The following is an 11,034-nucleotide window of genomic DNA, read 5'->3' as shown; positions in this document are numbered from 1 at the left end:
GCCGACGGGCCCCGGTGCGGCGGCGCGGCGCGGCCGCCCGCGACTGGCGGGGTGTCAGAGACGCATCGCCTGCGGCGTCTCCCGACGGGCCAGGTCCGGGCCGTCGTACTCGCGGATGACCTCGTAGCGGGTGTTCCGCTCGACCGGGCGGAAGCCCGCGTCGCGGATCAGGTCGAGCAGGTCGTCACGGCCGAGCTTGTTGGGCGTGCCGAAGTTGTCCGCGTCGTGGGTGATCTTGTACTCGACGACCGAGCCGTCCATGTCGTCGGCGCCGTGGCTGAGCGCCAGCTGCGCGGTGGTGACGCCGTGCATCACCCAGAACACCTTGACGTGCTGGACGTTGTCGAAGAGCAGCCGGGAGACCGCGAAGGTCTTCAGCGCCTCGGCCCCGGTGGCCATCTCGGTGCGGTCCATCAGCCGGTTGCGCACGACGCCGTCCTTGGAGTCGTGGAAGTCGTGCTGGTAGCGCAGCGGGATGAAGACCTGGAAGCCGCCCGTCTCGTCCTGCAGCTCGCGCAGCCGCAGCACGTGGTCGACCCGGTGCCGGGGCTCCTCGATGTGGCCGTACAGCATGGTGCACGGGGTCTTGAGACCCTTCTCGTGCGCCAGGCGGTGGATCCGCGACCAGTCCTCCCAATGGGTGGCGTGGTCCACGATGTGCTGACGGACCTCCCAGTCGAAGATCTCCGCGCCGCCGCCGGTGAGCGACTCCAGGCCGGCGTCGATCAGTTCGTCGAGGATCTCGCTCGCCGTCAGGCCGCTGATCTTCTCGAACCAGTGGATCTCGGTGGCGGTGAAGGCCTTCAGCGAGACGTTCGGCAGCGCGGCCTTCAGCTCGCGCAGCGAGCGCGGGTAGTAGCGCCAGGGCAGCGTCGGGTGCAGGCCGTTGACGATGTGCAGCTCGGTGAGGGACTCGACCTCCATGGCCTTGGCCAGGCGGACGGCTTCCTCGATGCGCATGGTGTACGCGTCCTTCTCGCCCGGCTTGCGCTGGAAGGAGCAGTACGCGCAGGAGGCGCTGCACACGTTGGTCATGTTGAGGTGGCGGTTGACGTTGAAGTGGACGACGTCGCCGTTCTTCTGCGTCCGCACGTGGTGGGCGAGACCGCCCAGCCAGGCCAGGTCGTCGCTCTCGTAGAGCGCGATGCCGTCCTCGCGGGTGAGCCGCTCGCCCGCGTAGACCTTCGCCTCCAGCTCGCGCTTCAGCCCTGCGTCCATGCGGTGACCCCGCCTCTCGTACCTGCCGAAACAATGCCGGAACCGAGCCTACGCCTCGGTATGCGGGGCCCGGCCACAGGGGCGCGGGAAGCCCGCGGCGCGGCGGCGACCACTCCGGGGGCGGGGACATCAGCCCAGGGGTGCGCGATCGCTTCAGGGGCGCGGGGAACTGCGCGATTCGGATGCGGGCCACCTTACGAACCATGGGCCAGCCCGGTTCGGCCACCGCCGCCCCCGGACTGCGCGGTTCCCCGCGCCCCTGAAGCGATCGCCCCGCGCCCCTGATGGGCGTCCTGGTCCCCCTGGGGACCGCTCAGCGGGCGAGCAGCTCGCTGAGGAGGGCCGGGTCGAGGTTGCCGCCGCTGACCACGGCCGCGGCGACCCGGCCGCCGACCTCGGAGGCGCGGTGGAACCAGGCGGCGGGGGCGACGGCGCCGGACGGCTCGGCGACCAGCCGGCCGCGGCGGGCCAGCAGGGCGACGGTGTCGCGGATCTCGTCCTCGGTGACGGTGACGATGTCGTCCACGTACGCCTGCAGGTGCCGGAAGGGCAGCTTGCCGACCGAGGGGGTGCGCAGGCCGTCCGCGACGGTGCGGTAGGTGTCGGCGACCGGCCAGGCGAGGTGCTCGCCGGCCCGCAGGCTGGCCTGCGCGTCGGCGGCGAGTTCGGGTTCGACGCCGACGATCCGCACGCCCGGGCAGGCGAGCTTGAGCGCGGCGGCGGTGCCGGAGATCAGGCCGCCGCCGCTGACCGGCACCAGCACGGTGTCCAGCTCGTCGGGGGCGTCCTCGGCGATCTCCAGGCCGACGGTGCCCTGGCCGGCGATGATGTGGCGGTCGTCGTACGGGGGCACCCAGACGTAGCCGTGCTTCTCGACCAGCTCGGCGGGCAGGGTGTCGCGCTCGTGCGGCGGGACGAGGACGACCTCGGCGCCGAAGCCGCGGGTGTTCTCGACCTTCACCGCCGGGGAGGTGTCCGGCATCACGATGACGGCCTTGATGCCGAGCAGGCCGGCCGCGTAGGCGACCGCCTGCGCGTGGTTGCCGCTGGACTGGGCGACCACGCCGCGCGCCCGCTCCTCGGCGGTCAGCGCCGCGAGCCGGTTGTAGGCGCCGCGGATCTTGAACGCGCCGGTCGGCTGGAGGCTCTCCGGCTTGAGCCAGAGACGGCGCTCGCCGTCCGCCGCCCACGGGCAGGGCAGCAGGGGGGTCCGTACGGCCACCCCGGCGATCCGCTGCTGCGCGGCGCGCAGCTCCTCCAGTCCGACCAGCGTCATCGTGTCACTCCTCCGTCGTCCGCGGGGTCACTCGCCGGAGCCCAGCGGCAGGTCGCTGACCCGGCTCTCCCACTTGGTGGACAGTACGACGGTCGTACGGGTGCGGGCCACGCCCTTGGTGCCGGAGATCCGCTTGACGACCGATTCCAGCCCCTCCACGTCGGGGACGCGCACCTTGAGCATGTACGAGTCGTCACCGGCGATGAACCAGCAGTCCTCGACCTCGGAGAGGTCCTTGAGGCGGTGGGCGACGTCCTCGTGGTCGGCGGCGTCGGTGAGCTGAAGACCGATCAGGGCGGTCACGCCGAAGCCCAGCGACGCCGGGTTGACGGTGGCGCGGTAGCCGGTGATCACCCCGGCCTGCTCCAGCCGGTTGATGCGGTCGGTGACGCTCGGACCCGACAGGCCGACCAGTCGGCCGAGCTCCGCGTACGAGGCGCGGCCGTTCTCCCGCAGTGCCTGGATGAGCTGTCTGTCCACTGTGTCCATATACCTGCCAGCGCCCTTCCGAACCTCACCGGACCCGAGATCATTATCCGGATTCGAAGGCGGCGTACGCCGATCAACCCGGATATCGCAATGAACATACTCTCCCGATCCGCACGGTCTCACTCTGCCTTGGCCGCAGCGCCCAGTTCGCCGTCCCAGCGGCGGTAGAGCGCGTGCGGCACGCCGACCGCGTCGAGCACCCGGCCGGCCACGAAGTCGACCAGTTCGCGGGCGGTGGAGCCGCCCGCGTAGAAGCCCGGCGAGGCGGGCAGCACCACGGCGCCCTGCGCGTCCAGCTCGACCAGGTGCTTCAACGTCACCCCATTGAGGGGTGTCTCGCGCAGGCACACCACCAGCGGGCGACGCTCCTTCAGGGTGACGGCGGCGGCCCGCTGCAGCAGGTCCTTGCTGAGGCCGAGCGCGATGCCGGCCACCGCGCCGGTGGTCGCCGGGACGACCAGCATGCCCTTGGCCGGGTAGGAGCCGGAGGACGGGCCGGCCGCGAAGTCGCCGGCCGACCAGTGGCGGACGCCGTCGAGGTCGTCGGTGCCGATCCAGCGGGCCAGGTCCTCGCGCCAGTGGGCGTCCCGGTAGGCGATGCCGGTCTCGTCGAGGATGGTCAGCCGGGCGGCGCGGGAGACCACCAGGTCGACCGCCTCGCCGGCGGCGAGGAGCGCCCGGATCACCGACGCCGCGTACGGCGTCCCGGACGCGCCGGACACCCCCACCACCCACGGCCTGCGCACCTGCGAATCGTTCATGCTCCGACCCTAGGCGGTGGGGCACCGGGGGCGGGGCAGTGGCCCGGGAGCGCTGCGCCGGGCGGGCCGGGCGGGGCAGGATGGACGGCATGGCGCCGACGCTGATCGACCTCACCCATCCGCTCACCACCGGCATGCCGGTCTACCCCGGCGACCCGGAGGTGGAGCTGCGGCCCGCCCTCACCACCGACACCGCCGGGGTCAACGTGCTGGCGCTGCACCTGGGTTCGCAGGCGGGCACGCACGTGGATGCCCCGTACCACGTGGACGTGACCTGGCCGACGCTGGACGGGCTGCCGCTGGAGCTGTTCACCGGCCCGGCGGTGGTCGCGGACCTGCGCGGGCTGGCCCCGCGCACCGCGGTGACGGCGGATCAGCTCGCCCCGGCGCTGGTCGAGTGCACGCCGGGCGCGGTGCTGCTGCTGGCCACCGGCTGGCCGCGGCACTGGGGCAGCGAGCTGTACCTGGCGCACCCGTACCTGTCCCGGGAGGCCGCGGAGGCGATCGTGGCGGCGGGGGTGCGCACCGTCGGGGTGGACGCGCTGTCGGTAGACCCGACGCCGGAGCAGGGACCGGCCGATCCGGCGGTGGCGGCGCTGCTCGCGGAGCTGGCGGACGAGCACGACCCGGCGGGCCAGGAGCCCTCGCTGGCCGCGCACCGGGTGCTGCTGGGCCGGGACGGCGGCGGGGTGATCGCCGAGAACCTCACCGACCTGACCCCGCTGCTGGCGGCCCGGGAGGCGGGTGCGCCGGTGGAGGTGTCGCTGTTCCCGCTGCGGCTGGCGGCGGCGGACGGCGCGCCCGTCCGGGCGGTCGCGCGGGTGGGCTGACGGTCCGCCAATAGGTCTAGACCACGATCGGGAGGGCCGGATAGGCTCCCGCCATGGCAGAGATCTCCGGTGTCGTGGAGCGCATCTGGCGCTACCCGGTGAAGTCCACCGGCGGCGAACTCCTCGACGCGGTCGAGGTGGACGGGCGCGGCCTGGCCGGCGACCGGCTCTACGCGGTGCGGGACGGCTCCGGCAGGTTCGGCTCCGGCAAGAACACCCGCCGCTTCCGGCGGATGGACGGCCTGCTGCGGCTCTCCTCCCGACTCGGCCACCGGCTCGACGCCCCGGAGCTCCTCGACCCGCTCGGCAGCCCGGTCGAGGACCCGGACGCCTTCCTCCGCGCCTACCTGGAGCGCGAGGACGTAGCGCTCGCCCGCGAGGACGCCGTCTCGCACTTCGACCAGCTGCCCGTCTCGGTGCTCACCACCGCCACCCTGGACCGGGTGCGCGCCGAGGTCCCGGACGCCGTCGTCGACGAACGGCGCTTCCGCCCCAACGTCCTGCTGCGCACCCCGCCCGGCACCCCGCCGTTCACCGAGGACGGCTGGTTCGGCCGTGAGGGCCGGTTCGGCGACGGCGTCCGGCTGGCCTTCGTCCGGGCCAGCGAGCGGTGCGCGATGGTCGGCGCGCCGCAGCCCGGCCTGCCGCACGCACCGGAGATCCTCCGCGCGGTCGCCCGCGGCCACGACAACCGGCTGGACGCCCTGGCCACCGTGGTCTCCCCCGGCCGGCTGAGGGTCGGCGACCCGTTGGTCCTCACCGCCGGGTAGCGCGGCCGTACGCCGCCGGCGGCACGCTTCAGCCGACGACGGCGACCGGGGCGTCCCAGGCGTTGCGGTCGACGGTCAGCGTGACGCCGCCGTGGGTCTCCCTCCGGTCGACCCGGTACTGGTGGCCGCGGCGGTGGCCGGTGAAGAGCCCGGCGGCGAAGGGGAAGCCCGTCACGGTGTCCTCGACGCCGTCGTACTTCGCGTACCAGAGCGCCGTCGGCAGGTCCGGGGTGCCCTCCGCCGCCGCCCGGGCGATGCCCGCGGCACTGGAGGCGGCGAAGCCGTAGAAGCCCGGCCGGTAGCCGCGGGCCTCCACCGCCCGGTCGAAGGACCGGGTGTACGCGAGGACGGCCGCCGCGCACGCGGTGTCGGCGGCGTCGTAGGACTCCACGTCCAGGTAGAGGGTGCTGCCGGGCCTCATGCCGAGGGCCCCGGCCGCGGCCACCGCGTCCGCGCCGTCCGCGGACCCGAGGTCGACCGCCGTGCCGGCGGTGAGCTTCTCCGGGTTGCTGCCGCTCCGGCAGGGCGGCTGCGCGCCGACGTACAGCGGGATCAGCCGCCAGCCGGTGGCCGTCACCGAGGCCACCCAGGACGGGGTCAGCTGCGGCTGGGCGCAGCCGCGGTTCCTGCCGCCGACGTAGACCGCCGCCGCGCCGTACGGCGAGGTGCCGTGCCAGGCGTTCATCGCCGACGGTGCGGGGGCGGTGCAGGTGTCGAAGGCGAGGCCGGTGAAGACCGCCGGGTCGCCCGTCGGGGCCGGGGCGGAGGCCGACCCCGGCGGGGCCGCGGCGGAGGCGGTGGGTGGGGTCCGTGCGGGCGGCGCGGAGGTCCCGCCGGCGGGGGCGACCGCGGCCGTCCGGTCGGCCGCTCCGACGACCCCGGCCCGGGCGGTCAGCGCCGCACCGCCGAGCACGGCCACGGCCGCGACGGACAGCGCGGCGGTACGGCGGCGCGGGGATCGTTCCTTCGGCACGCGGGCCCCTCCGGGACGGACGACAGGTGGCACGAAGACCTATCACCCGTCGCCGCGGGGCGCCGCGGCAGGGCCGCTCGGTCCCCGCTCAGGCCGTGCCGCCGCCCGGACCGACCAGGCAGAACGGGTGGCCCGCCGGGTCCACGTACACCCGCCAGCCGGGCTCGGCGGCCTTGCGCACCGCGCCGAGCGCCAGCACCTTCTCCTCGGCGGCGTCGAGGTCCTCGACGTCGACGTCCAGGTGCAGCTGCTGGGGGTGGGCCGGGTCCGGCCACATCGGCGGGCGGTAGTCGTCGACCCGCTGGAAGCCCAGCACCATGCCGTCGGGGGTGTGGACGGTCGACCACTCGGCGTCCAGCGACCAGCGCGGGTCGGGGCGGTCGATCTCGCCGCCGAGCACGGCCGCGTAGAAGTGGGCCAGCCCGGCCGGGTAGTGGCAGTCCAGGACGACGCACTGCAGCTTGCCGATCATCGGTGACCACTCCTCCGGGTAGCGGCGGCTCTGCCGTCCTTCCATGATCCCCCGCCGGCGCCCGCCACGCCCGGAGCACACGGCGCACGGTGGCACTTCGCGTCGGCGCGGCGCCGTCGCCGCAGGTCGCGGCGGCCGCCGACGGCCCGTCAGGTGGCGTAATGCTGCGGCAACCCGGCCGCCATCGCCGCGGCCCTATGGTCGTGGCCGACCCCGACCGCACCGCCACACCGATCCCGGAGCAGCATCGATGACCAGCGAGAACACCGTCCGCGCAGGCGTGCGGCGGCCGCGCGCCGACCGCGCCCGGCAGGTCGCGGACGTGCTGCGCCGCCAGGTGCTGGCCGGTGTGTTCACCGGTGGTGCGCTGCCCCACGAGGAGCAGCTGGCCGAGGAGTTCGGCGAGTCCCGGAACACCGTCCGGGAGGCGCTGGACCTGCTGCGCACCGAGGGCCTCGTCCGCCGGGTGCCCGGCTCGGGGACGCTGGTGGTCGCCGACAAGGTTCCGCACGGGCTGAACCGCCTGCAGGGCCTCGCCGAGACGCTGCACGAGCACGGCGAGGTGGTGAACGAGGTCCGCTCCTTCGGCCCGGTCCGGGCCCCCGGGCCGGTCGCCCGGCGGCTCGGCCTGCCGGAGGGCGCCGACGTCGTCTACGTCGAGCGGCTGCGCCGCCTGAACGGGCTGCCGCTCTCGCTCGACCTGACCTACCTGGCGCCCGACCTCGGCGCCGGGCTGGACGCCGCCGACCTGGCGCACACCGATGTCTTCCGGCTGATCGAGGAGGCCGCCGGGCAGCCGCTCGGCAGCGCCGAGATCACCCTGGAGGCGGTCAGCGCCGACGCGCACTCCGCGAGCGTCCTGGAAGTCCCGCGCGGTGCCGCCCTGCTAATGCTGGAGCGGCTCACCACGCTCGCCGACGGACGACCCGTCGACCTCGAATACATCCGCTTCCGCGGCGACCGGATCACCATGCAGGGCCGGCTGCTGCGCGACATCCCGTAGGGAGCCCGCCGATGGCGCTCGCCGACCACCGCGCCGACGTGCCCGTGACGATCGACGCCTCGCTCTGCATCGACGGGTGCACGCTCTGCGTCGACATGTGCCCGCTGGACTCACTGGCCGTCGACCCGGACACCCACAAGGCCTACATGCACGTCGACGAGTGCTGGTACTGCGGCCCGTGCGCCGCCCGCTGCCCCACCGGGGCCGTCACCGTCAACATGCCCTACCTGCTGCGCTGAGGAGAGAGCCCGCCATGCCCCGCCCAGGACGCGTCACCCGGCCGCTGCTGGCCGCCGCCCTGTTCGCCGCCGCGACCGCCTGTTCCTCCGCCTCCGCCACCGGCGACGGTACCGTGCAGGTCGTCGTCGGCTACCAGTCGAAGACCATCAACACCGTCACCGCGGGCACCCTGCTGCGCGCCCGCGGCTGGTTCGAGCAGCGGCTCGCCGAGCAGGGGAAGAAGGACGGGAGGACCTACCGGGTCGTCTGGCAGGACTACGACTCCGGCGCGCCGATCACCGCCCAGATGCTCGCCGAGAAGATCGACATCGGCTCGATGGGCGACTACCCGCTGCTGATCAACGGCTCCCGTGCGCAGGAGGCCGGCGGCCCCGGCACCCGGCTGGTCTCGGTGACCGGCTACAACCTGCTCGGCGCACTCAACGGCGTCGTCGTGCCGAACGGCTCCCCCGCGCACACGCTGGCCGACCTCAAGGGCAAAAAGGTCTCCACCTCGGTCGGCTCGGCCGCCGACGGCACCCTCGTCCAGGCCCTGCGCAAGGTCGGCGTCCCCGACGGTGCGATCCAGAAGCAGAACCAGCAGCCCGCCGTCGGCGCGTCCGCGCTCAAGGCCGGAAGCGTGGACGCGCTCGCCCAGTTCGTCGCCTGGCCCGGCGCGGTGGTCTTCGCCGGCGACGGCCGGCTGCTGTACGACGGGGCCGCACTCGGCCGGCCCACCCTGCACGGCGTGGTGATCCGGCAGAAGTACGGCACCGCGCACCCGGAAGTCGTCCGGGCCTTCCTGAACGCCCAGGCCGACGCCACCGAGTACCTCAACGCGCACCCGCTGGAGGCCAGCCGCACGGTCGCCGAGGCGACCGGCCTGCCCGCCGAGGTCGTCCACCTCTACAACGGCCCGAACGGGATCGCGACCTTCGCCACCCCGCTGCGGCCCGAGCTGGTCGACGCGCTCCGCCAGGACGTGCCCTTCCTCAAGTCGGTGGGGGTGCTCAAGGCCCTCGACGTCGAGAAGTTCGTCGACCCGTCCTACCTGGCGGCCGCCGCCCTGCCGGAGACCGCCCCGGCCAGGATCACCGGCACCGACGAGACGTGCGGGCGGCCGGTCACCGACCTGAAGCAGGCCGGCGAGCTCTGGTTCCGGGGCGAGGAGACCACCCGGCCCGCCGCCGACCCGGTCTGCCTGCTCCGCGCGGTGAAGGCCGCAACGACCGCCGGGAAGAAGCTCCGCGCCGCCTACGTGCCGGATGCCGCCACCGGCACCCGCTGGTTCGCCGACAAGGACCACTGGGTGCAGGACGGCGCCGCCCTGCTGCCGTTCACCACCGGGGACGGCTCCGCCGCGTACCTCGCCGCCCACCCCGGTGCCCGCGCCGTGGGCTGGGACGAAGCCCTGGCGGCGGCATGAGCACCGCGGTGCGGCCCGCGCCGCCCGCGACCGACCACGGGGGCACCGCGCGGCCGCTCCCCCGGCAGGCCGGCAGGCGCGCCGTACGCGCCGCGGCCCTGCTCGGCTTCGTCGGGCTGTGGCAGCTGCTGACCTCCCACCAGGTGCAGCTGTGGGTGCGCTTCGACCACCTGCCGACGGCCCTGCAGGTCGGGCAGGCCTTCGGCCGGCAGCTCGGCACCGGCCAGTACTGGCAGGACCTGACGGACAGTCTGCGGCGGATCGGCCTCGGCTTCCTGCTCGCCGCCGTGCTCGGTACCGCGATCGGCGTGCTCACCGCCCGCTCGCGGTGGGCCGCCGATCTGCTCGGGCCGGTGCTGGAACTGGTCCGGCCGATCCCGGCGATCGCCCTGGTGCCGGTCGCGATCATGCTCTTCCCGGAGAACGAGCAGGGCATCGTCTTCATCACCTGCACCGCCGCGTTCTTCCCGATCACCGTGTCCACCCGGCACGCCGTGCGGGCGGTTCCGCCGCGCTGGGAGGAGGCCGTCCGCACCATGGGCGGCGGCCGCGCCCGGGTGCTGGCCTCGGTGGTGCTGCCGGGCGCCCTGCCGGGCGTGGTCGGCGGCCTGTCGGTCGGCATCGGGGTGTCCTGGATCTGCGTGATCTCCGCCGAGATGGTCTCCGGGCAGTACGGCGTCGGCTACCGCACCTGGCAGGCCTACACCGTGCTCGACTACCCCGGCGTCTTCGTCGGGATGGCCACCATCGGCCTGCTCGGATGGCTCACCTCCGGCGCCGTCGAACTGACCGGCCGCCGGCTGACCGCCTGGCTGCCGCCGCGCGCCGGCGGCGACGACCCGAGAGGAGGCCGGGGATGACCCTCCGGCTGACCGCCCGGAACCTGGCTCTCGGCCACCCGGGCCACCCGGTGCTGCACGGCGTCGACCTCGACGTCGAACCCGGCGAGGTGCTCACCGTCGTCGGCCCGTCCGGCGGCGGCAAGTCCACCCTGCTGAGGGCGCTCGCCGGGCTGCTGCGGCCCGTGGCCGGCGAGCTGCTCGCCGACGGCGAGCCCGTCCGAGGCCCGGGCGCCGACCGCGCCCTGGTCTTCCAGGACGACGGCCTGCTGCCCTGGCGGACGGTCCGCCGCAACGTCGAACTGCCGCTCACCGTCCGCAGGGTGCCGCGGGCCCTGCGCGGCGCCCCCACCGCCGAATGGATCGGCCGGGTGGGGCTGGACGGCCTCACCGACCGCCTGCCGCGGGAACTCTCCGGCGGGCAACGGCAGCGCGTCCAGCTGGCCCGGGCCCTGGTCGGTGAACCGCGGGCCGTCCTGATGGACGAACCGTTCGGGGCGCTCGACGCGCAGACCCGTGCCGCCATGCAGCGGCTCCTGCTTTCCGTCCAGGAGCGGCAGCGCTGCACCGTCGTCTTCGTCACCCACGACGTCGACGAGGCCCTGTTCCTCGGCGACCGCGTCGCCGTCCTCGGCGGCGGCACCGTGGCCGCCGTCCACGAGGTGCCGCACCCGCGGGACGGTGCCCGCCGCACCGACCCCGCGGTGCTCGCCCTGCGCGAGCGGATCCTCGGCTCGCTCTGAGCCCGTGCCGCCGGC

The 11,034-nt window shown here is 74.5% G+C and carries 13 protein-coding genes; 7 read left to right on the top strand and 6 right to left on the bottom strand.

Annotated features, from left to right (window positions below):
* Positions 1 to 54: 54 nt before the first annotated feature.
* The 4 genes from mqnE to ABZ641_RS00885 all read right to left on the bottom strand — a co-directional run bounded on the left by mqnE (position 55) and on the right by ABZ641_RS00885 (position 3,744).
* Complete coding sequence (gene mqnE, locus ABZ641_RS00900; RefSeq protein ID WP_359978145.1) at positions 55 to 1,218, bottom strand: aminofutalosine synthase MqnE; 1,164 nt, start codon at positions 1,216 to 1,218, stop codon at positions 55 to 57.
* Positions 1,219 to 1,531: 313 nt separating this feature from the next.
* Entirely contained in the window at positions 1,532 to 2,494 is a 963-nt protein-coding gene (locus tag ABZ641_RS00895) for a threonine/serine dehydratase (RefSeq protein WP_344621387.1), read from the bottom strand.
* A 27-nt stretch (positions 2,495 to 2,521) separates the two neighbouring features.
* Entirely contained in the window at positions 2,522 to 2,983 is a 462-nt protein-coding gene (locus ABZ641_RS00890) for an Lrp/AsnC family transcriptional regulator (protein ID WP_344621386.1), read from the bottom strand.
* Positions 2,984 to 3,102: 119 nt separating this feature from the next.
* Positions 3,103 to 3,744 carry a UbiX family flavin prenyltransferase gene (locus tag ABZ641_RS00885; RefSeq protein ID WP_344621385.1) on the bottom strand — a complete coding sequence of 214 codons (642 nt, stop codon included), beginning with the start codon at positions 3,742 to 3,744 and terminating at the stop codon, positions 3,103 to 3,105.
* Positions 3,745 to 3,833: 89 nt separating this feature from the next.
* Here ABZ641_RS00885 and ABZ641_RS00880 point away from each other — a divergent pair, with 89 nt between their 5' ends.
* Together ABZ641_RS00880 and ABZ641_RS00875 are read left to right on the top strand one after the other, a co-directional pair.
* On the top strand, positions 3,834 to 4,574 hold the full coding sequence (locus ABZ641_RS00880) for a cyclase family protein (protein WP_359978138.1): 741 nt from the start codon (positions 3,834 to 3,836) through the stop codon (positions 4,572 to 4,574).
* A 53-nt stretch (positions 4,575 to 4,627) separates the two neighbouring features.
* A complete protein-coding gene (locus ABZ641_RS00875) occupies positions 4,628 to 5,344 on the top strand; it encodes an MOSC N-terminal beta barrel domain-containing protein (RefSeq protein WP_344621383.1) in 717 nt (238 codons plus the stop codon).
* Positions 5,345 to 5,372: 28 nt separating this feature from the next.
* On the opposite strand, the gene ABZ641_RS00870 is transcribed toward ABZ641_RS00875, so the two are convergent.
* A complete protein-coding gene (locus tag ABZ641_RS00870; RefSeq protein ID WP_344621382.1) occupies positions 5,373 to 6,317 on the bottom strand; it encodes a glycoside hydrolase domain-containing protein in 945 nt (314 codons plus the stop codon).
* An 88-nt stretch (positions 6,318 to 6,405) separates the two neighbouring features.
* A complete protein-coding gene (locus ABZ641_RS00865; protein WP_344621517.1) occupies positions 6,406 to 6,789 on the bottom strand; it encodes a VOC family protein in 384 nt (127 codons plus the stop codon).
* A gap of 250 nt (positions 6,790 to 7,039) precedes the next feature.
* On the opposite strand from ABZ641_RS00865, the gene ABZ641_RS00860 reads away from it, so the two are divergent.
* The 5 genes from ABZ641_RS00860 to ABZ641_RS00840 are packed head-to-tail and all read left to right on the top strand — an operon-like array spanning position 7,040 to position 11,019.
* Complete coding sequence (locus ABZ641_RS00860) at positions 7,040 to 7,792, top strand: GntR family transcriptional regulator (protein WP_359978135.1); 753 nt, start codon at positions 7,040 to 7,042, stop codon at positions 7,790 to 7,792.
* Between the two features lie 11 nt (positions 7,793 to 7,803).
* Positions 7,804 to 8,031, top strand: coding sequence for a ferredoxin family protein (locus ABZ641_RS00855; RefSeq protein ID WP_263104849.1), 228 nt, complete (start codon positions 7,804 to 7,806; stop codon positions 8,029 to 8,031).
* 14 nt (positions 8,032 to 8,045) lie between these two features.
* Positions 8,046 to 9,437, top strand: a complete 1,392-nt coding sequence (locus ABZ641_RS00850) for an ABC transporter substrate-binding protein (RefSeq protein WP_359978133.1) — start codon at positions 8,046 to 8,048, stop codon at positions 9,435 to 9,437.
* Positions 9,434 to 10,297, top strand: a complete 864-nt coding sequence (locus tag ABZ641_RS00845; protein ID WP_359978131.1) for an ABC transporter permease — start codon at positions 9,434 to 9,436, stop codon at positions 10,295 to 10,297. The genes ABZ641_RS00850 and ABZ641_RS00845 overlap by 4 nt, the downstream gene beginning before the upstream one ends.
* Complete coding sequence (locus ABZ641_RS00840) at positions 10,294 to 11,019, top strand: ABC transporter ATP-binding protein (RefSeq protein WP_359978129.1); 726 nt, start codon at positions 10,294 to 10,296, stop codon at positions 11,017 to 11,019. Before ABZ641_RS00845 ends, ABZ641_RS00840 begins: the two co-directional genes overlap by 4 nt.
* Positions 11,020 to 11,034 lie beyond the last annotated feature (15 nt).

The sequence above is a fragment of the Kitasatospora sp. NPDC007106 genome, from assembly GCF_040634455.1.
Lineage (GTDB): Bacteria > Actinomycetota > Actinomycetes > Streptomycetales > Streptomycetaceae > Kitasatospora > Kitasatospora arboriphila.
The sequence above is the reverse complement of the archived record's forward strand: the minus strand, read 5'-3'. Positions and strand labels throughout refer to the sequence as shown.

Excerpts from the sequence above, each read along its gene's own strand:
- ABZ641_RS00855 (WP_263104849.1), top strand. The coding sequence starts at position 7,804 with ATGGCGCTCGCCGACCACCGCGCCGACGTGCCCGTGACGATCGACGCC.
- ABZ641_RS00875 (WP_344621383.1), top strand. The coding sequence starts at position 4,628 with ATGGCAGAGATCTCCGGTGTCGTGGAGCGCATCTGGCGCTACCCGGTG.
- ABZ641_RS00865 (WP_344621517.1), bottom strand. The coding sequence starts at position 6,789 with ATGATCGGCAAGCTGCAGTGCGTCGTCCTGGACTGCCACTACCCGGCC.
- ABZ641_RS00885 (WP_344621385.1), bottom strand. The coding sequence starts at position 3,744 with ATGAACGATTCGCAGGTGCGCAGGCCGTGGGTGGTGGGGGTGTCCGGC.
- ABZ641_RS00860 (WP_359978135.1), top strand. The coding sequence starts at position 7,040 with ATGACCAGCGAGAACACCGTCCGCGCAGGCGTGCGGCGGCCGCGCGCC.
- mqnE (WP_359978145.1), bottom strand. The coding sequence starts at position 1,218 with ATGGACGCAGGGCTGAAGCGCGAGCTGGAGGCGAAGGTCTACGCGGGC.
- ABZ641_RS00890 (WP_344621386.1), bottom strand. The coding sequence starts at position 2,983 with ATGGACACAGTGGACAGACAGCTCATCCAGGCACTGCGGGAGAACGGC.
- ABZ641_RS00840 (WP_359978129.1), top strand. The coding sequence starts at position 10,294 with ATGACCCTCCGGCTGACCGCCCGGAACCTGGCTCTCGGCCACCCGGGC.
- ABZ641_RS00895 (WP_344621387.1), bottom strand. The coding sequence starts at position 2,494 with ATGACGCTGGTCGGACTGGAGGAGCTGCGCGCCGCGCAGCAGCGGATC.
- ABZ641_RS00850 (WP_359978133.1), top strand. The coding sequence starts at position 8,046 with ATGCCCCGCCCAGGACGCGTCACCCGGCCGCTGCTGGCCGCCGCCCTG.
- ABZ641_RS00880 (WP_359978138.1), top strand. The coding sequence starts at position 3,834 with ATGGCGCCGACGCTGATCGACCTCACCCATCCGCTCACCACCGGCATG.
- ABZ641_RS00845 (WP_359978131.1), top strand. The coding sequence starts at position 9,434 with ATGAGCACCGCGGTGCGGCCCGCGCCGCCCGCGACCGACCACGGGGGC.